Origin of the sequence: Mesosutterella faecium, from assembly GCF_022809315.2 — a bacterium.
GTDB lineage: Bacteria > Pseudomonadota > Gammaproteobacteria > Burkholderiales > Burkholderiaceae_F > Mesosutterella > Mesosutterella faecium.
The window spans coordinates 170,847-189,295 of record NZ_JAKZJU020000002.1 but is presented as its reverse complement, the minus strand read 5'-3'; the positions used below and the strand labels follow the sequence as shown (position 1 = coordinate 189,295).

The following is an 18,449-nucleotide window of genomic DNA, read 5'->3' as shown; positions in this document are numbered from 1 at the left end:
TAATTTTGCAACGAATGGCCGCGCAGGGGAGGGGATCGGCCCAAAGCGTTAATTACAATTGCGGATTAGAAATCAACCTCTGTCGAGCAAAAATTATTTTGCAGATCAGGTAAGACGGAGCTTTTGCGGGCATCTTGAGTTTCTTGGGCTGTTTTCTTAAACTAGGCGCAATTAGCTATTGCGGTCGGATGAGTTGCAGCGTCCCCGGATTCTTCAAGGGCGCGGGCCGCGCCCGGCTTGGAAAAAAAGAGGTGTCCTATGGAAATCACCAACACCTGCCCTTGAGGGCGGGACATTCCTCATTCAACGAGCGCCCGGGCCGAAGCGGAAAACTGGGGCTTCTGGGAGCTCATTATCAACCGGGCGTCCCTCGTCATGCTCGCCGAGCAGAAGATCCTGCCGCCCGAGACGGTGAGCCGGATCGCCCGGGCGCAGAAGAAGGCCGAGGAGAAGTTCACGCGACCGGGCGAGCCGCCGCTCTCTGACATAATGCCGCTAGAGAAGGCTCTCATCGAGCAGTGCGGCCAGGAGGCGACGCTCATCCACACCGGCCGCAGCCGCCAGGATATCTTCGCCACCCTCAACCAGGGGCGGTTGCGCCGCTCGGTGCTCGATCTAGCGCAGTCGATGAACGAGTTCCGGCGCACACTGCTTTCGATCGCGCTCCAGCACGTCGAGACCCTGATCCCCGCCTACACGAACGGCGTGCAGGCAATGCCCGTGACGCTGGGCTTCTACCTCTGGGCGTTCCTCGAGGCCTTCGAGCGCGAGTTCGATGCGCTGCGCGAGGGCTATACGCGGGTGAACCGCTGCGCGCTGGGCTCCGCGGTCCTCGCGAACTCCGCCTGACCGCTGTCGCGCGGGAGGCTCGCCGAGCTACTGGGCTTCGACGGCCCGATCACGAACTCGCTTGACAGCTCTCAGGTGAGTCTCTTTGACGTGCCGCTCGAGGAGGCTGGGGTGGCTGGCCGCGCGGCGGTGCTCATCTCGACGCTGCTCGCCGATATCGCGCAGCAGTACGCTCAGACCCGCCCCTGGCTGCTGCTCGACCAGCACTCTACCTACAGCAGCTCCGCGATGCCACAGAAGAGGAACCCGGGCATCATCAATAAGGCCCGCGCGAAGGCGGGAGACGTGATCGGCGCGGTGAACACGTGCTTCATCCGGGCCCACAACCTGCCGCTCGGTATGTACGACAACAAGGAGTCGGTGAGCGAGGACAACACCGCGGTTTTTGTGAAGGCGGTGCACCTGCTCGCGCTCGCGAAGAAAACCTTCGAGCTGTTGCGGGTGCACAAGGACCGGGCGCTAGAGGAGCTGGAAAACGACTGGACCTGCACGATGGCGCTAGCCGAAGGGCTGCAGATGGAGTTCGCCCTGCCCTTCAGGGTTGGGCACAACTTCGCGAGTGCCGTGGTGACCGTGGCGCGCAGCGAGGGCTGGATCCCGAAGAACTTCCCCTACGAGAAGGCGCAGCAGTGTTTCCGCGAGGTGACGGCAAAACTGCTCGGCAAGGAGGAGGAGCTGCCGATGTCCGAAGAAGAGTTCCGCAGGTACCTCTCGCCCGGCTACGTGGTCCGTACGAGGGTAGGCACAGGCTCCCCCGCCCCCGCCTCGACGAAGGCGGGGCTCGAGGCCGCGGGCAGGCGGCTCTCTGAGGACGAGCGCTGGGTCGCCTCGCGCTGCGAGGCGATCGACGAGGCGAAGGCGAAGCTCGATGCGGCCTTCGAGGCGTTGCTTTAAAGGCGGAATCGGATTTTTTCAAGCTGAAGCGAAGCCTTTCCCCTGCCTCCAGAGGAAGGCCCGCCGGGGCACTTAAAGGAGATAAGGCATGATATGGATTGGCCTTGCGATCGTACTGATCACCTTCTACTTCATCTATAAAAACTATGAGGCGCGGCTCGTTCTCGCGCTCTCGGGCCTGCTCATGGCCGTGATCGGGCAGTTCATCGTCGGCTCCGACACCACGGTGTCGGCTGCGGTGAACGCTTTCGTGAAGCAGCTCGTCAACGGCGGCCTCGTGCCCACCATCGTCACGGTGATGGGCTTCGGCGCGGTCATGACCTACACGAAGTGCTCCGATCACCTGGTGAACGCCCTCGTGCGGCCGCTCACCCACGTGCCGGCGATCGTGGTGCCGGGCGCGGTGATCATCACCTGGCTCATGAACATCGTGCTGCCCTCGGCCGCGGGCGTCGCGGCCGCCGTCGGCGTGCTGCTCATCCCGGCGCTCATCGCGCTCCGGGTCCGTCCGGTGATGGCCGCCGCGGCCGTCTTCCTCGGAACCTGGGGCTCGGTGATCAGCCCGGGGCTCATGTTCAATCCTCAGATCGCCACGATCGCCTATAAGGCGGGCGAGATCCCGGAGGCCGACGCGATGGTGGTGATCATGCAGGAGGCGCTGCCCTCGGCGATCGGCGTGGTTGTTGCCGCTGTGGTGCTCGCCGCGGTCTGCTTCTTCCTCAAGGAAGGCGTCGGGAGTACGAAGGACGTTGACGAGAAGGTCTCGGGCGTGAACGGGGACTTCAAGGTAAACCCGATCATGGCGCTCATCCCGATCGTCCCGCTCTTCCTGCTCGTGATCGCCTCCAAGCAGGTGGGGCTGTTGCCCACCAAGACCTTCTCGGTGCCGGTGTGCATGCTGATCGGCACGGCGCTCGGCATGATTGTGGGGCTCGTGCACAAGCAGCCCGCGGGCGAGTGCTCGAAGCGCTTCTGCAAGGGCGCGGGCGACGGCTTCAACAACGTGGTGATCCTGATCGCTGCAGCCGCTCTTTTTGCGGCCGGCATGAAGTCGATCGGGCTTACGGGCGCGCTCGTGAACGCCATGAAGGGCTCGCAGTCGGTCGCTATGTTCTCGGCTGCGGCCGGCCCCTTCATCATGGCTGTTATTTCGGGCTCGGGCAACGCCGCAGCGCTCGCCTTCAATGAGGCGATCACGCCCCATGCGGCCGACTTCGGCATGACGGTGGTCCAGCTAGGCGCTGTGGCCCAGATCGCGGCAGGCCTTGGCCGCTCGATGTCCCCGGTGGCCGGTGGCGTCATCATTCTGGCTGGCATCGCGGGCGCGAACCCGATGCAGGTCGTCAAGCGCACCGCGTTGCCGGTTCTGATCGCGGTGGTCGTGGTGACGATCGCGATGTACACGCTTAACTGAAGGGAAAATGAAGGCACTTCCCGCCGGGCTTTCAGCCCGGGCGGGGGCCGCGAAGACAAAAAGGGGGTGGAGGGTAGACTAACCCTTAAAGTTTAGACACTCTGTTTTTGAGTTGAATCTTATCCCAAAGCGCCCGCCATCCGTCGGGCGCTTTCATATTCTGCAGAGTATTCAGCAGGGGTTTTCCAGCCTGTGCGCTTGCTGATGCGCTCCTGGTTGTACCAGCGGATCATGTCCGGCAAGGCGTCGATCAGTTCCTGAGCGGTTTTGAATTTCCGCTCCTGCCCGTAGGACAGCTCCACTTTGAGCCTCCCGAAGAAAATCTCGATGATTGCATTGTCAAGGCAGTTACCCTTGCGGCTCATGCTTTGCCGCATCCCCGTCCGGGCCAGGGCACAGCGGTAAGTGCTGTGCTGGTACTGCCATCCCATGTCGCTGTGCAGCAGCGATCCTGCCAGGCTGACGCCGCGCGCATCCATGTTTCGCTTGAAGTCATCGAGCATGGCTTTGATCAGGGACAGGCCCTGGCTGGTGCCGCAGGAAAGCCCGACAATCTCGCGGCTGTACAAGTCCATGATGGGCGAGAGGTACACCCACTGGCCATGGACGCTGAACATCGAGATGTCGGTGACGAAGCTCCTGAACGGAGCCGGCGGGTTGAAATCCCGCTTGAGCTCATTGGGAATGCATCAGTGCGCATCGCCCTTGCAGGAGCTGTACTTGCGCCGGGCAGTCCTGCCGGCGATGCCCATCTCCTTCATCAGCCTGTACACGGTCTTGCGGTCCAGGGAGAGGTCAGTCCCGGCCTTGAGGACATGGGGCAGGCGGTCATACCCGTAGCAGCTCCTGTGGCACTTCCAGGTCTCCAGGATGCCCTGTTTGGCGGCGGCGTACTTGTCCGGGCCAGCGGATAGTTTCGCCTTAGTTTATCGATCGCTTTCACAATCAGCGCCCGCCGCTGCTTTTGAGTGAGTCGTGGACTAAGGCCTCGAATTTTTTTAACAGGTCAACCCTGCATTCGCGCTCCTCCTTAAATGCCTTGAGCAGGCCTGCCTGCTTCCTGCACAGTTCCTCGAGCTCCTGCCTGGTGGCTCCGGGCTTTATCTCCGGCAGCTTTTCGTCAAGCGGGTCAGGAGCCCGGGACCTGGGATTCTTTGGCCGACGGCCGCGCCGCACCGGCAGGGGCTTTCCGCTTCTTGCTTTCTTCAAGACGACACTGAGGTTGCCTGTGTTCTTGAAGCCATATTTGATGCAGGCTTGCAACAGCGATAATCCGTTGTCCAGGTCGGAAAAGATGCTCCGAAGCAGCTCCTCAGTGATTTCAGGCGACTTGTAAGCGGGATCGTAGAGCTCGCGGCAGCCGGCCTTCTCAAATGCCACCCAGGAATCCACCTGCGTTGCGGCAATGCCGAAGTGGCGGGCGGCGCCTGAGTTGCCGTGCCTCGCGGCGTATTTGACGACATTGATGCGTTCTTGGAAGGTGAGGCGTTTGACCATGGTAGGCACTCCTTTTGAATAATATGGGGTGTCTTAACTTTTTGGGGCAGTCTACTCCCGGGCTTTTTCACGCAGCGCCGTAACGGCCGAAGGCACAAGGTAGAGCGCGATGCCCGACCAGATGAAAAGGAGCGGTATCACCTCGCCCCGGCTGATCGGCTCGCCGAACCAGAAGAGCCCGAGCAGCAGCGTCATCACCGGGTTCAGATACTGAATGATGCCCAGGAGGATGAGCGGTAGCTTCTGCGCCGCGATGGAAAAGGAGACCATCGGGATCAGGGTGAGAAGGCCGGTTCCCATGAGCTCGAGCGACAGCGCGGCGCGCCCGGGAGCGAGAAACACGCCTTCGCCCGAGGCGGCGAGCCATGCGAGCCAGGCCAGCGCAAACGGAGCCATCATCGCGTGCTCCACGGTGATGCTGTACCAGGGGTCCATCCGGACGGTTTTCTTGAGCGCCCCGTACACGGCCCAGGAGGCCGACACCCCGATTGCGATCCAGGGAAAGCGCCCGAGCTCGAAGATCATGATGAGGACCCCGGCCGCGGCGAGCGCCACTGCGGCGACGCGCGTCCTTGAGAGCTGCTCGTGAAAGAACGCCATGCCGAGGCCCACGGTGGCCAGCGGCGTGATGAACATCCCGATGCCGAGCTCCACCACCCGGTCCGTGTTGGCCCCCACGATGTTGATGAGCCAGTTCGCGCTCGCGAAGACCGTGGCGGCGAAAAGCGTGAGCGCGAGCCTGCGGTCGGAGGCGAGTGCCCGCACCGCCCGCGCGCATGCCCCGAGCCGTCCCGTAAGCGCGAGGGCGGCCGCAAGCGAGACCAGGCACCAGACGATGCGGTGGGCGAGGATTTCGGTGGAGGCTGCCCCGCCGAGCAGATGCCAGTAAAGGGGAAAAAGCCCCCAGATGCCGTTGGCGAGCAGCCCGGCCGCGAGTCCCGCGCGGAGGTTGGAGTTGGTGCTGTCCATGTTTGCAGAAGGTTTCGGGGGTAAAGCGGGGGGAGTTTTCCTCTTCCGGTTCAGCTTCGAGTATACGGCCGGTCGCGCCGCGGCAGGCTCCCAGCCGAAGGGGCGCCGCCCGGCTAATATAATCAATTGTTATAGCAGAAGCCTGATAAAGCATTGTACTAGCCGGATTTCAGAGACTAAATTTCCATCCGTCACGAAAAGGATAATGACTGAGGATCATAAAAATGACGGAACAGAACAAAGGTTCGGTCCTGGTGACTTACTTCTCGGTCACTGGCACTACGCGCCGTGCGGCCGAAAAAATCGCCTCGGCCGCCGGCGGTCGCACGCTTGAGATCCGGCCCGCGCGTCCCTACAGCAGCGCGGACCTCGACTGGACGGACCGCGCCTCGCGGGTGAACCGCGAGCATGGGGACGCCCGGGCGCAGGGTCGAGCTTGATCTCCCCTCTTGCCCGAGGCTTGAAGGCGTGGGCACGGTCTTCATCGGCTATATCTCCTCTGGTGGGGCGAAGCCCCCTGGGTGTTCGATGAGTTCATGCGCCGCGTCGACTTCGGGGACCGGACGGTGATTCCGTTTGCGACCTCCCAGGGCTCGCCCTACGGCTTGAGCGGTCGGCACCTGAAGAAGGCCGCCCGCGGCGGCAGATGGCGCCGCGGCGTCTGCTTCATGGGTGTGCCTTCCGACTCGGAGGTGTGGCGCTTCCTCGCCTCCCAGGGCTTCTGAGGCCCGGATCACTTTCTGCAATTTCTGCAAACGACGACAAAAGGGAAAAAATCATGGACAGCTTTGAACTGAACAACGGAGTCCGGATCCCCGCGCTCGGGCTCGGCACCTTTCTCATCGCCCCGAGGGACGCGGAGAAAGCGGTGCGTCACGCTCTCGCGCACGGCTACAGCCTGATCGACACGGCCAATGCCTACTGCAATGAAATCGCCGTGGGCCGCGCGATCCGCGAGTCGGGGCTGCCCCGCCGCAGCGTTTTTCTGTCGACCAAGCTCTGGGTGAGCGTCTACGAGGCCCCCCAGGCGGTCGACAAAACCCTCAGGCGGCTCGGCACCGACTACATCGACCTGCTGTTCATCCACCAGCCCGCCGGGAACTGGCAGGCGGGCTATGAGCAGCTCGAGCGAGCCTACGAGGCGGGCAAGATCCGCGCGATCGGCATCTCGGACTTCGAGGCGCCGGAGCTCGCGCAGTTGTTCGCCGGGGCCCGCGTGAAGCCCCAGGTCCTGCAGACCGAGGCCCATCCGTTTTTCGCTCAGACCGAGCTGAGGAAGAAGCTCGATCCCGAGGGGATTCGGCTGATGTCCTGGTACCCCCTCGGACACGGCGACCGCAGCCTGATCGATCACCCGCTCTTTGCGGAGCTCGCCGCGCGCTACGGCAAGACGCCCGCCCAAGTCATCCTGCGCTGGCACGTGCAGATGGGCTTTATCGTGATTCCGGGCTCGAAGAGCCCGGTCCACGTCGATGAAAACGCGGACATCTTCGACTTCAGCCTGAGCGGAGAGGACTTGGCGAGGATCGCCAGGCTCGACGGCACCCGCCGCTACTACACGGCCACGCCCGAAGTGCTCGCGAGCTACGCGAACATGCATCCGAACTTCGACGCAGACTAAGGATTCAGGGCTCGCTGCCCGCCGGCTTTTTGCCCGGGCCGGGGCGCAGCGTCCTGCCGAAAAGCGGCAGCCGCGCGTAAAGAGGCCTGAATTTCGGCAGGTCCGTCTCGCGGCAGACCAGGTAGTAGACCGCTCGGGCCTCGGGGTCGTCGATCGGAATGATCCTGCGGTTGCGCGTGATCCGGTCGCCGCGGCTGAAGAAATAATCGGTAAAGAAAGTGGGCAGGTCCGTGGCGGCAGCGATTTCGGTGAAGTCTTCGCGGTTTTGCTGCAGCAGCAGGTGCGGCCTCGGGATCCGGGACCGGACGAGCTCGGACCAGAAGCCCACCTCAGAGAACTGCAGGAAGGGGACGTCCTCGAGGTCGCTGAAGCGCACGCTCACGCGCCCCGCGAGCGGATGATCGGGCGGCATCGCGATGAACAGCGTTTCCTCTCCGCAGGGCTCGGACCACAGGCCCGGCTCCTGCGGCCGGACGTGCGTCACCGCGAGCTGTAGCGTCCCCTCGAGCAGCCCGGGCAGCAGCCTCGGGTCCGGGACGATCGAGGCCGCCACGGTCTTGCCTTGGAAAAGGCGCTGAAGGGCGAGCGTGACCTCCTGCAGCGGCACCGGCGCGCAGCAGCCCACCGAGATGGTGCGGCGCATGAGGTCGGCCGCGCGCACCTCGCGTACGAGTTGCTCGTCGGCCGCCACCGCCTGGGCGGCGAGGCGGGCCGCAAGCCGCCCGTTGTCATTGAGCTCCAGGCGGTTCCTGCCCCTTACGAAGAGCGTCACACCGAGCCGGTCCTCCAGCTTTTTCATGGAGCGGGTGAGCGCGGGCTGGGTGATGTGCAGCTCCTCGGCCGCGGCCGAGAGCGTTCCCAGCCTTGAGAAGGCTTCAAGCTGCAGCAGCAGACCGATTTCAACAAGGCGGGGCATAGTAGACGATCCTGCTATAAGTCAAGATGATTGTGCAATGCGTTTTTGCCATTGTATATTATTATTTTTCTTCAATATATTCATATATAAAGATTGTTTTTGTAAAGGGCTGCGAGTGGATATGCTTAAACGTTTGGTTATGGCCGCCGCACTTTCCGGGACCGCCGCCCAGGCCGCCCCGCTCGCCATTGCGGAGCAGGGCGTGTTTTCCTCCGGCGGCACGGTGGCCGGGCCGCTACCGGGTGCCTACGACGCAAAGCGCAACTGGCTTGACTTTACCCGCGCCGGCAACACGGCGCACGTTGACCACGCGAGTGTCTTCTACCAGATCCCGGCGCGCGCCGGCAGGGCCCCGGTCGTGTTCCTGCACGGCTACGGGCAGTCGCGCACCGGATGGATGACGACGCCGGACGGCCGCCCGGGGTTCGCGCAGCTCTTCCTCGAAATGGGACACCCGGTGTTTCTCGTCGACCAGCCGAGGCTGCGGTTTCCCTGACCGGCGACGCGCTCGACGCCACGCAGAAGGGCCGCGGCAAGGACTACCTTCCCGGCGATCAGGCCTGGTACACGCACTTCCGCATCGGGCGCGTGGCCCTGGAGCGCTACGCGAGCTCGCAGTTCCCGCAGGGCGCCGCCGCCCAGAACCAGTTCTTCAGGCAGATGACGCCCAACACCGGTTCCTTTGACGCCCGCGTGGCCGGCTCTGCCCTCACCGAGGTGCTGAAGGACGCCCGCGCGAAGACCGGCAGGAAGCCGGTCTACATCGCGCACTCGCAGGGTTGCTCGGTGGCTTTCCAGACGGATCTGAGCGAGGCCTCCGCCCTCGTGCTGATCGAGCCCGGGCGCGCGCCTCAGCCCGGCTCCCCGGAGTTCGAGGCCGCAGCCCGGGCCCGCATTCCCGTGATTTTCTACTACGGCGACTACATCGGAAACGGTCCGAAGGACATCGACTCCACCGCCTTCTGGCAGAAGTCGCTTGAGAGCGCGCGGGTCTTTGCAAAGGCGCTTTCCGAGCGCGGTGTCGAGTGCCGCGTCGTGTCGCTGCCGGAAAAGGGCATCCGCGGCAACAGCCACTTCCTTTTCGAGGAGGAGAACAACGCGCAGATCGCCTCCCTGATGGAAGCCGACCTTGAGCAGGCGGGCCTGCGCTTAGAGCCGCTCACATTTTGACAGACAGGGAGAACCCAAACTCCCATTTAACTGATCAAGAAAAAGGATGACGTAAGTCAAACAACCTCTTATTAAAGTTGATAACTCCGTGATTTCTTTGAAAAAGAAATTGTGGAGTTTTCTTTTATAATGTAAAATGATCCATATTTTATTAATAATGATCATAAAGGCTGTCCCATGCGTCGAAACAACCCTGACAGATGGCATTTCACTGTTGAAACAAACGCCCAAGGACTTTCTTACGTCTATGCCTATCAGACACGCTGGGATCCAGTGAAAAAGCAGTCCTGCCGCAGCGCGAAACGCTATGCGGGGCGGCTGCATGAGGATGGCAGAGTGTCGTTTGGGAAGCGCTTCCTGGCTGATTTTCCCGCCTATGCCGAAGGTGACTTCTTTTACGGAGTCGACAAAACCCTCGTGGATGAAGTGACCTACCGGCAGGACTTTCCGGCCGCACCCGGACCCAAGCCAGAGGAAGATCCGGAGCTGGATGAGACGCTCAGCGCCGGCGTGACCTGGGCGGCCGAGTCCATTGCCGATCAATCCGGGATGCGCAGCGATTTGAAAGCAGTCTTCGGAGACGATGCCAATGACCTGCTGGCGCTTGCCATTTACAAGCTTGACAACGGGGGATCAATGGCCGCCTGCGAGGACTGGCGGCGCAACGTTTACCTCCAGACCCGCAGCCGGCTCAGCTCCCAGCGCATCAGCGAACTGATGGAAAGCGTGAAGCAGAAGAATGTCGAGAGTTACTTTGCCCTGCGGCACCAGAGGATTCTCGAGCAGGCGAGAAGCCGGCAGGAGAAGACTTTTTACGCCTTGGACAACACTTCCGTCTCCACGTACTCGACTACCATCGATGATGCTGAATTCGGGCATGCCAAACGCGATCCAGAGCTCAGGCAGATCAACTACACCTTTGTCTGCGACCAGGCCACCGGCGACATTGCCTATGCGCATGCCTATGCGGGCTCCGTCAATGACGTCACCGCCCTGAGCGACATTCTTTACCGGATGAAAAGCGCCGGATTTGACCTTGAAGACACGGTTCTTGTGACGGACCGAGGCTATGGGAGCCTCTATAACGTGCAGAAGATGCTCGATCTCGAGCTGCGCTTCATTCAAGGCGTCCGCAGGGCCGAAGACTCAGTCCTGCGTGCGCTTGACCGCTACAGCGCGTCTCTGCGCGACGTGAGCTTCTACAACCCCAGGCTCGAGGTGTACGCAAGGACGATCAAGGAAGACTGGACCCGGAATACGGATTTCGGCCCCGTTGGAAAACCGGTCTACGTCCACCTTTACCGCTTTCCGGGAGGAGATGAGCTTGAGATGAAGCAGCTGGCGGCCAGAATCGAGGATCTGCTGGACATCCTCAATGAAGGCGGCAGGCGGCCCGATGACCTGTGGAGAAGCTGCGGGCGCTTTGTAGAAAAGGTCTCTGGCAGGAACGGAGCGCTGAGATGGGTCAGGAAAGATGACGCAATGCGGGACGCCTGCCGCTATGCCGGCATGTTTGTTCTGCGGACCAATGAGGAAGAGGATCCCTTCCGCGCTCTTTGGGCTTATCGCCTGAGGGGACGGGTCGAACTCGACTTCAACCAGTTCAAGAACCAGGTAGACGGAGACCGTCTGCGCTGCTCGCAGACCGGGTACATTGGAAAGCTGTTCATCTGCACTCTGGCCGCCGCCATCAGGCTCATGATGCTGAAGCGGGCCCGCGACTGTGCTGCTCCGAGAGTCTCTCTCCCGCACAACTCGATTGACTGCCTGCTGGCAAAGCTAAGGTGCATCAAGGCGGACAAACGCCCCAGCGGCAATGCCTGGGTGACGCGGCCCATAACGAAGAAGCAGCGGGATTTTCTCTCGCTGCTTCTGTCGGTGCCCCTCCCGCCTAAAGTCCTGCGTTAGGGATCAGTTAACCGGGAGTTTAGGGGAGAAGCATCATGAAGAAATGCATTGCAGGGCTGGCGGCCGCCATTGTCCTCGCATTGCACCCCGCTGCGGGGCTTGAAAAGCAGACGGCGGGCCACGACCGCCCGGGAGACCTCGCGCCGCAGTTCGCCCATCTGAACGACGATGTGCTTTTCGGGCAGGTCTGGGCGAGGGAGCGGGAGCTGTCGCTGCGCGACCGCAGCCTCATCACGATCGCGGCGCTCTTTTCGGCTGGGTTGTATCCGCAGCTGCGCTCGCACCCGATCCTCGGGCGAAGGTACGGCGGCAAGCGCGAGGAGGCCGTGGCGCTGGTCACGCACCTCACCTTCTACTGCGGCTGGTCCAAGGCCTGGAGCGCGTTTCCGATCATCCGCAAGGTGTACGCGGACGACGGGAAGCACACCGCGGCCGCGCCCGAAGGACTTTCCGCCTTCCCCGTGGGGCAGCCCAACACCGCCAATGCCCGCTACTTCACCGGCAACAGTTTCGTCACGAAGCTCGCCGGTTCCCCGATGGGCGTCTACAACGTCACCTTCGCCCCGGGCGTCGTGAACAACTGGCACGTACACGAGGCTGCCCGCGGCGGCGGTCAGATCCTGATCGCGGTCTCCGGCCACGGCTGGTTTCAGGAGTGGGGCAGACCCTTGCACGAGCCTCTGCCGGGCGGCACGGTTTCGATCCCCGCAGGAGTAAAGTACCGGTACGGGGCCGCCTGGGGCAGCTGACCAGTACGTCGCGATCGAGGTGCCGGGCGAGGGTGCGAAGACCAAATGGATGGAGCCCGTGGCCTCCTCAGAGCTTGAAAAGCTGGATCGGAAGCCCGCGCCTTAGGCCTCCCTGACCGCTCCGAGCGCCTGACGGAAGAAGCGGACGATCTCGCGGCCCACCTCCTCCTGGTACCAGGAGGGATCGGAAGAGTGGTCGACGCCTTCGAGCAGCAGGTACCGGGCGGGCGAGCCCAGGGCCCGAAGCCGCTCATAGAGTGCGGCGCTTTGCAGCGGCGAGACCAGCCGGTCGGCTGTGCCGTGCATCAGGAGCACGGGAGGCAGCGCGCAGCCCCTGCGGCGCCGCCGCAGAAGCGCTTCGGGGCTAGCCCCTGCGGCAGCCTCCTCTTTGGGGTCGAGCGCTCGGCCCGCGCCGGAAAAGGAGATGCCGTGCAGCAGGAGCGATTCGGCCGAGGCCGGTCCCGAGTGCGCGGCGCGGCCTTCAGGTGAAAGTCCTTCGGAGAGGCTTGAGAGCTGCGTCACGGGATGCAGCGCGCAGCAGGCCTGCACCGCAGACGAAAAGTCCTTCCATTCGTCCGAGTCCCAGCCTTTGCGGGAGCCGCTGAAAGCCACCATGAGCGCGAGCCAGCCGCCCGCGGAGTTCCCCATGACGCCGATGCGCGTCGGATCGACCGAAAAATCGGAGGCGTGCGCCCTCAGGAACCGCACGGCCGCACGGCCGTCCTGCACTTGGGCGGGAAAGGCCTGCGGGAGGGTCCGGTACTCGGCGCTTGCCGCCACGAAGCCCGCCCGGGCGAGGGCGAGGCGGCACTCGATGAAGCGATCCTTTGCGGCCTGCAGCCACCCGCCGCCCGGGAAAAAGAGCACCGCGGGGTGCGCTCCGGGCGAGTTCGGCACGAAAAGCGTCATCCGCAGCTGCGTGGCCTGCCGGGATCCGATCGCCTGCGAATAGACCGCTTCGGAAATGACCCGGATCATGGGCCCGCGGACTTTGATGCGGAGCTCTTCCGCGCCTTCGGTCCAGCCCGCGGGGTGGCTGCCGGCCCCTGCCTTTTTCTTTCCTTCCATTGCCCGCCCTCCTTTTTTCAGCGGTGCGCGCGAAAATGCGTCCTTCCCCTGCTCTAAGCCGGGGGCGGCGTGCCGCGCCCTCCACCATAATAAAATGAGTCCGGTCCGGGCGGCGCCTGCCGCTCCGGGGCTTTTCCCGCCTTCTTTCTTTGGAGACTGCTCGCATGCACGGCCTCGACAAGGTGCTTTTCTGCGGCGACACGCACGCCGACTTTTCCTTCCTGCAGGGGGCGCTCGGGATCCTCCGGCCCTCGGTCTGCATCGTGGCGGGAGACTTCGGCTACTGGCGCCGGAGCGACTTCGAGGAAGGCGCCGGGGAGGGCTTTTTCCACGAGGGGCTGCGGCATCCCGGCACCCGGATTTTCTTCTGCGACGGCAACCATGAAAACCACGCGTTGCTGCGTCGCCTCGTGGAAACCCGCGGCTGGGAAAAGCCGATCCACGTCGCGCCCGGTCTCTTCTACGCGCCGCGCGGCAGCACCGCGGTGATCCGGGGCCGGCGCGTGCTTTTCGCGGGCGGGGCCTTCTCCATCGACCGCGCGTACCGCGAGGAGGGCAGGACCTGGTTTGCCGAAGAGGAGATGGGACAGGAGGAGCTCGAGCGGATTCTCAAGCGCAGCGACCTCGATTCGGTCGATGCCGTGGTCTCCCACACCTGCCCCGCGGGCTGCCTTGACAAGGTGTGCGGGATCTGCGGCCTGAAGCCCGAGTGGATCTCCGGGCGCGCGACGGAGGACGCGCTCGAGCGCATCTTTCAGAGGCTGCCGCGGGTGAGGGACTGGTATTTTGGGCACTGGCACTGCGCGGGCAGTTTCGTGCGGCGCGGGGTCCGTTTTCATCTCCTCAATCAGACCCCCGGGGAGGGGTGCCTCGCGGGCTGGGGTTACCGTCGCGAGACCCTCGAGCAGGCGCAGGCCGGGGCGATGGGCGCCCTGCAGGCTTCGGGCGGCCCCGGCTAGGGGCCGGAAGAACCCCGAAGCCTGCGGCAGGGCCTTCAGGTTTCAAGCGCCGCGCGCCCGGAGCCGCCTCCTTTCTCCCAGTTGAGCAGCAGCGCCGAGCAGACGATCACGAAGACCGAGCCCGCGTTGTGGACCAGGGCGCCGGTGACAGGGTTGAGAATTCCCGCCGCAGCGAGGGCGACCGCGACAAGGTTGAGCGACATCGCGAAGGCGAAGTTCAGCCTGATCGTCGTCATCATCCGCCTCGAGAGGTCCCGCAGGTGCGGCAGGCCCTCCTCATCACGAAGGCCCCGAACTGGTTCGTGGTGCCGCCGGTGACCTCGCTGCCCGCGGTTTTGCCCACGGGAATCGGTTCCCCGGTTATGACCGACTCGTCAACCGAGGCTGAGCTCGAAACGATGGCGCCGTCGACCGGAACGGTTTCGCCGGGCAGGCCCCGGAGCCGGTCGCCTAGGCGCACTTCAGAGGCGGGGATCACTTTTTCGGCTCCGCCCGAGAGGACGCGGGCCGTCTTCAGCGTGATCCTCACGAGCCGCTCGATACCCGCGCGGCCGTTTTATCCTCGAGCAGGGAGCCCAGCTGCATGATAAGCGCGACCTCGCCTGCGGCGAAAACCTCGTCCGGGGCGATTGAGGCGGCAAGGGCGATCGTGACGAGGACGTCGGCGCGGATGTCAAAGCATGAAGCGGCCCGGGAAAAACAGGCTCGCCGCCAGGGTCGCGACGGCAAGAAGAAGCACGGGTATGCTGCGGCTGAGGCCTTCCCGGCGCTCGAGCCCGAGGGAGAAGGACATGGCTGTTCCTTACACACATAGGGGTATCGGTATAATGCGCCCCCGCTCCCTGTCAAGCCATCCGGCCGTCGCGCCCTCACCGGCCCATGTTGGAGAAGCGCTCGACCGCCTTCGTGAAGCTCTCGATCGTCTTTTCGGCGTCTCCGTGCTCGATGCCGTCGCGGACGCAGTGCCTGATGTGGTCTTCGAGCGCGATCTGCCCGCAGCGGTGCAGGGCGGTCTTGGCCGCGTTGATCTGCGAGAGCACGTCCTCGCAGGGGATGTCCTCGTCGACCATGCGGTCGATAGCCTGGACCTGGCCGATGATTTTCTCAGCCGGCGATGCAGATTGGGCGCATCCATGCACTGTCTCATTTGCAGCCCTGAAAATGCAGCCCTGAAAATTAAGCCGTTGAAAATCACAGTATAAAAGAGCGCAGGGAAAAAAGGGGTGTGGCAGCGAGTGCGCCACACCCTAAAGTTACCCAAAGACGGCGAAGAGGAGACGCTCCGCGGTCTTGTCTGCTTTCACCAGGTCCGACCCCGTGGACCTGATGCGAGAATCATATTGGAAATAAGAATCATTAGCAATAAAAGAACGGTGCAGATTGACATGGATCAAACCGAAGGTCCTTCCCCTGGAAAGCTGAAGGCAACGGAGCGGATGGTAAAAGGGGTTATAAGCACTTGCCTTGTCATGACTTTTTAGGTATAAAAAAGCGCGCTTCCGAAAGAGCCTCCCACCGGCTCGGCCCGGACGGCGCCATGTCGCCCTGTGCAAGCGGCTTACGGAGGGCGCACGGACCATACCAAAAGGATAAATTTATGAAACTCAGGCTCTCGGCCCTCTTCATGGGGCTTTGTGTGCTGGCGGGCTCGGTGTCCGCGGCAGAACTGAATGCGTATTCGATCATGCCCGAAAAGTACGCCTCCAAGGTTTTCGCGCAGTTCACGAAGGATACCGGCATCAAGGTGAACTTCCTGCGTTTCTCCTCGGGAGAGGCGCTGGCGAGGCTCACCGCGGAAAAGAAGAATCCCCAGGTTGACGTGATGCTCGGAGGCCCGGCCGACACCTACGCCGCGGGCGTCCGCGAGGGCGTGTTCGAGTCCTACCGCCCGAAGGATTCCGACGCGATTCCGGCTCAGTTCCGCGATCCCAAGAATCACTGGACCGGCATCGGCATTATCCCGCTTTGCTTCCTCACGAACACCAAGTTCCTGAAGAAGAATCACATGAATCCCCCGACCAAGTGGGACGACCTGCTTGACCCCCGCTACAAGAACAACCTTCAGATGGCCGACGCCCGCACCTCCGGCACCGCCACCGAGCGCATCTACTCCCTGGTCAAGGTGAAGGGCGAGAAAGAAGCCTTCAAGTTCCAGAAGAAGCTCAACGCCAACGTGCAGATGTACACGAAGAGCGGCGCGGGCGGCGCGATGCCGATCGCGACCGGCCAGTGCGCCTCGGGCATCTTCTACATCGTCGACGCCCTGGACATCCAGCAGCAGGGCTACCCGGTCGTGATCACCTATCCGTCCGACGGCGTGAGCTTCGGAATCGAGGCGACCGGCGTGGTGAAGGGCGCGAAGCACTCGGCCGAGGCGAAGAAGTTCGTTGACTGGGCGGCCTCCAAGAAATTCGCCGAGTTCATCGTGAAGAACAAGATCAACTACGTCCCGACCCGCCGCGACGTGAAGACGACGAACCCGCTGCTTGATCTCTCGAAGATCAAGACCGTGTCGGTGGACGTCGCCTGGAAGGGCGCGCACCGCAAGGCCTACACCGAGCGCTGGATCAACGAAGTGATCAAGTAAGAAACGCGACCGCGCCTGCCTTTTCCCCGCAGGCGCGAAGTCCCTTCCGGAAGCTTCCGAAAAGGGACCGCTTTCGCGCGCGGCGGCCGCTGCCGCGGCCCGCTTTTCTTACCCGGGGCCGCTTTTTCCCGCAGCCGCCCGCGCTTTTCCGCACAGCCTTTTAGACCTATCTCATCATGGCTTACAGCGCAGCAACGACGCAGCGCGACCTGAGCACGAAACTGACGGTTCTCATGCTCTGGCTGCTGCTGGGCGTTTTCGTCATCTATCCTTTCCTGCGGCTTCTGGGCGTTGCCTTCTTCGTGGACGGCAGCTTCACGCTCGACAACCTGAAGCCCTTCCTCGGCAGCTGGTACGATCAGCGCGCCGCGGTGAACAGCATCCTGCTCGGCTGCTCGGTGGGGCTCACCGGCACGATCCTCGGCTTCATCTTCGCCTACGCGGTGACCCGCCTCGGGCTGCCTACCTGGCTCAAGCTCGCGGTGAGCGCGGTCACGCTGCTGCCGCTCATCTCCCCGCCTTTCACGAGCAGCATCGCGCTCACCCTCTCGCTCGGTCCGAACGGCATTCTGCTCGATTTCCTCGGCATCGACGACTTCAATTTCTACGGCTTCTGGGGCACCTACATTTCCGAGTCGCTCACGTACTTCCCGGTCGCCTTCATGACGCTCTCGACGATTCTCTCGCGCATCGACCCCAACCTCGAAGACGCAGCCTATTCGCTCGGCGCCTCGAGCCTGAGGGTGTTCCGCACGGTGACGCTGCCGCTTGCGGCCCCGGGCATCGCCAACGCCTTTCTGCTCGTTTTCTCCTGCTCGCTCGCCGACTTCGCGACGCCGCAGGTCCTGGGCGGCCACTCCTTCCCGGTGCTGCCGACGCAGGCTTACCTGCAGATCACCGGCATGTATGACTTCAAGGGCGGTTCAGCCCTGTCGTTCATGCTCCTCATCCCCGCCCTAGTCGTCTACTTTCTGCAGAACTACTGGGTGGGCAGGAAGAGCTACGTCACGGTGACCGGCAAGGCGGGCGGCAGAAGCAGCGTGAAGGGTCCGGGGCTGCTGCTCTCCTCGCTCATCGTCGGCGTGGTGGCGCTGCTCTCGGCCTTCATCCTCTACATCTACGCCATCATCCTGCTTGGTTCAGTCGTGAAGGTCTGGGGCGTGAACAACGAGTTCACTCTCGAGAACTACGAGTACGTCTTCACCTTCGGCATGAAGGCGATCAAGGACACGCTGCTCATCGCCGTGATCGGCACGCCCCTGGGCGGGCTGCTCGCCGTGGTCGTGGGCTATGTCACCACGAGGCTGCGGGTGCGCGGCAGCAAGCTGCTCGAGACCGTCTCGCTCCTTAACTACACGCTGCCCGGCACCGTGGTGGGCATCGCCTACGTGCTCGCCTTCAACAGCGAGCCGATCGTGCTCACCGGCACCATCTACATCCTGATCGCGGCCTATGTGTTCCGCTACTCCTCGGCCGGCATCCGGAACGTGATCGCCACGCTCACCCAGATTGACCCCTCGATCGAGGAGGCGAGCCGCAGCCTCGGAGCCTCCTCGGTGCGTACTTTCTTCTCGATCACGGTCCCGATGGTGCTGCCCGCGGTGCTCGCCGGCATGCGCTACCTCTTCATCCACTCGATGACCGCCATCAGCGCGACGATCTTCCTCGTGTCGGTGCAGTGGTCGCTCATCACGACCCGGATTCTCGAGTGCATGACCGAGCTGCAGTTCGCCCAGGCCTGCGCCTTCTCCATCGTCCTCATCATCCTCATTTTCATCGCCTCGGGCGTGATGGCGCTTCTCGCGCGCCTGTTCTGCCGCAGCGGCGACGCTATCGGAGTTCACTGAA

20 protein-coding genes and 2 pseudogenes are annotated in these 18,449 nt (G+C 63.0%); 12 read left to right on the top strand and 10 right to left on the bottom strand.

Annotation, left to right across the window (positions count from 1 at the left end; all coding sequences use genetic code 11):
- Nucleotides 1-375: 375 nt before the first annotated feature.
- From MUN46_RS11245 to dcuC, 3 genes are all read left to right on the top strand, one after another.
- Nucleotides 376-849, top strand: coding sequence for a lyase family protein (locus MUN46_RS11245; protein ID WP_243377495.1), 474 nt, complete (start codon nt 376-378; stop codon nt 847-849).
- Nucleotides 850-924: 75 nt separating this feature from the next.
- Entirely contained in the window at nt 925-1,743 is an 819-nt protein-coding gene (locus MUN46_RS11240; protein WP_243377496.1) for a lyase family protein, read from the top strand.
- 88 nt (nt 1,744-1,831) lie between these two features.
- Complete coding sequence (gene dcuC, locus MUN46_RS11235; protein WP_243377497.1) at nt 1,832-3,157, top strand: C4-dicarboxylate transporter DcuC; 1,326 nt, start codon at nt 1,832-1,834, stop codon at nt 3,155-3,157.
- Between the two features lie 119 nt (nt 3,158-3,276).
- Here the strand turns inward: dcuC and MUN46_RS11230 are convergent, their stop codons facing one another.
- The 4 genes and pseudogenes from MUN46_RS11230 to rarD form a co-directional block, all read right to left on the bottom strand.
- Entirely contained in the window at nt 3,277-3,843 is a 567-nt protein-coding gene (locus MUN46_RS11230) for an IS3 family transposase (RefSeq protein ID WP_285230645.1), read from the bottom strand.
- A gap of 3 nt (nt 3,844-3,846) precedes the next feature.
- Nucleotides 3,847-4,032 (bottom strand): annotated as a pseudogene (locus tag MUN46_RS11820) (helix-turn-helix domain-containing protein); the annotation flags it as partial.
- Nucleotides 4,033-4,102: 70 nt separating this feature from the next.
- A complete protein-coding gene (locus MUN46_RS11225) occupies nt 4,103-4,654 on the bottom strand; it encodes a helix-turn-helix domain-containing protein (protein WP_243377498.1) in 552 nt (183 codons plus the stop codon).
- 51 nt (nt 4,655-4,705) lie between these two features.
- On the bottom strand, nt 4,706-5,623 hold the full coding sequence (rarD, locus tag MUN46_RS11220; protein WP_243377499.1) for an EamA family transporter RarD: 918 nt from the start codon (nt 5,621-5,623) through the stop codon (nt 4,706-4,708).
- Nucleotides 5,624-5,847: 224 nt separating this feature from the next.
- Between rarD and MUN46_RS11215 the strand changes: the two are divergent.
- Together MUN46_RS11215 and MUN46_RS11210 are read left to right on the top strand one after the other, a co-directional pair.
- A pseudogene (locus MUN46_RS11215) lies at nt 5,848-6,348 on the top strand (flavodoxin).
- Nucleotides 6,349-6,401: 53 nt separating this feature from the next.
- On the top strand, nt 6,402-7,244 hold the full coding sequence (locus tag MUN46_RS11210; RefSeq protein ID WP_243377500.1) for an aldo/keto reductase: 843 nt from the start codon (nt 6,402-6,404) through the stop codon (nt 7,242-7,244).
- A gap of 4 nt (nt 7,245-7,248) precedes the next feature.
- On the opposite strand, the gene MUN46_RS11205 is transcribed toward MUN46_RS11210, so the two are convergent.
- Nucleotides 7,249-8,160 (bottom strand): LysR family transcriptional regulator, encoded by a 912-nt coding sequence (locus tag MUN46_RS11205; protein WP_243377501.1) that lies wholly within the window; start codon nt 8,158-8,160, stop codon nt 7,249-7,251.
- A 115-nt stretch (nt 8,161-8,275) separates the two neighbouring features.
- Between MUN46_RS11205 and MUN46_RS11200 the strand changes: the two genes are divergently transcribed.
- From MUN46_RS11200 to MUN46_RS11185, 4 genes are all read left to right on the top strand, one after another.
- Nucleotides 8,276-8,656, top strand: a complete 381-nt coding sequence (locus tag MUN46_RS11200) for an alpha/beta hydrolase family protein (protein WP_285230641.1) — start codon at nt 8,276-8,278, stop codon at nt 8,654-8,656.
- Nucleotides 8,554-9,330: an alpha/beta hydrolase family protein gene (locus MUN46_RS11195; protein ID WP_243377503.1), complete on the top strand. Its 777-nt coding sequence runs from the start codon at nt 8,554-8,556 to the stop codon at nt 9,328-9,330. The genes MUN46_RS11200 and MUN46_RS11195 overlap by 103 nt, the downstream gene beginning before the upstream one ends.
- A gap of 177 nt (nt 9,331-9,507) precedes the next feature.
- Nucleotides 9,508-11,238: an IS1634 family transposase gene (locus MUN46_RS11190; protein ID WP_285230640.1), complete on the top strand. Its 1,731-nt coding sequence runs from the start codon at nt 9,508-9,510 to the stop codon at nt 11,236-11,238.
- Nucleotides 11,239-11,273: 35 nt separating this feature from the next.
- Nucleotides 11,274-11,987, top strand: a complete 714-nt coding sequence (locus MUN46_RS11185) for a carboxymuconolactone decarboxylase family protein (RefSeq protein WP_243377577.1) — start codon at nt 11,274-11,276, stop codon at nt 11,985-11,987.
- A gap of 102 nt (nt 11,988-12,089) precedes the next feature.
- Here the strand turns inward: MUN46_RS11185 and MUN46_RS11180 are convergent, their stop codons facing one another.
- The gene (locus MUN46_RS11180; protein WP_243377576.1) at nt 12,090-13,055 is read right to left on the bottom strand and encodes an alpha/beta hydrolase; all 966 of its coding nucleotides are present in this window, start codon (nt 13,053-13,055) and stop codon (nt 12,090-12,092) included.
- Between the two features lie 149 nt (nt 13,056-13,204).
- Here MUN46_RS11180 and MUN46_RS11175 point away from each other — a divergent pair, with 149 nt between their 5' ends.
- Nucleotides 13,205-14,014 carry a metallophosphoesterase gene (locus tag MUN46_RS11175; protein ID WP_285230639.1) on the top strand — a complete coding sequence of 270 codons (810 nt, stop codon included), beginning with the start codon at nt 13,205-13,207 and terminating at the stop codon, nt 14,012-14,014.
- A gap of 35 nt (nt 14,015-14,049) precedes the next feature.
- Here the strand turns inward: MUN46_RS11175 and MUN46_RS11170 are convergent, their stop codons facing one another.
- The 4 genes from MUN46_RS11170 to MUN46_RS11155 form a co-directional block, all read right to left on the bottom strand.
- On the bottom strand, nt 14,050-14,253 hold the full coding sequence (locus tag MUN46_RS11170) for a hypothetical protein (RefSeq protein ID WP_243377573.1): 204 nt from the start codon (nt 14,251-14,253) through the stop codon (nt 14,050-14,052).
- On the bottom strand, nt 14,250-14,543 hold the full coding sequence (locus MUN46_RS11165; protein ID WP_243377572.1) for a P-type ATPase actuator domain-containing protein: 294 nt from the start codon (nt 14,541-14,543) through the stop codon (nt 14,250-14,252). Before MUN46_RS11165 ends, MUN46_RS11170 begins: the two co-directional genes overlap by 4 nt.
- Entirely contained in the window at nt 14,540-14,743 is a 204-nt protein-coding gene (locus MUN46_RS11160; RefSeq protein WP_243377570.1) for a hypothetical protein, read from the bottom strand. Before MUN46_RS11160 ends, MUN46_RS11165 begins: the two co-directional genes overlap by 4 nt.
- 140 nt (nt 14,744-14,883) lie before the next feature.
- Complete coding sequence (locus MUN46_RS11155) at nt 14,884-15,153, bottom strand: metal-sensing transcriptional repressor (RefSeq protein ID WP_243377569.1); 270 nt, start codon at nt 15,151-15,153, stop codon at nt 14,884-14,886.
- A gap of 458 nt (nt 15,154-15,611) precedes the next feature.
- Between MUN46_RS11155 and MUN46_RS11150 the strand changes: the two genes are divergently transcribed.
- Together MUN46_RS11150 and MUN46_RS11145 are read left to right on the top strand one after the other, a co-directional pair.
- Nucleotides 15,612-16,601, top strand: coding sequence for an ABC transporter substrate-binding protein (locus tag MUN46_RS11150; RefSeq protein WP_237978345.1), 990 nt, complete (start codon nt 15,612-15,614; stop codon nt 16,599-16,601).
- 176 nt (nt 16,602-16,777) lie between these two features.
- Nucleotides 16,778-18,448 carry an ABC transporter permease gene (locus MUN46_RS11145; RefSeq protein WP_243377568.1) on the top strand — a complete coding sequence of 557 codons (1,671 nt, stop codon included), beginning with the start codon at nt 16,778-16,780 and terminating at the stop codon, nt 18,446-18,448.
- The last annotated feature ends 1 nt before the right edge of the window (nt 18,449 follow it).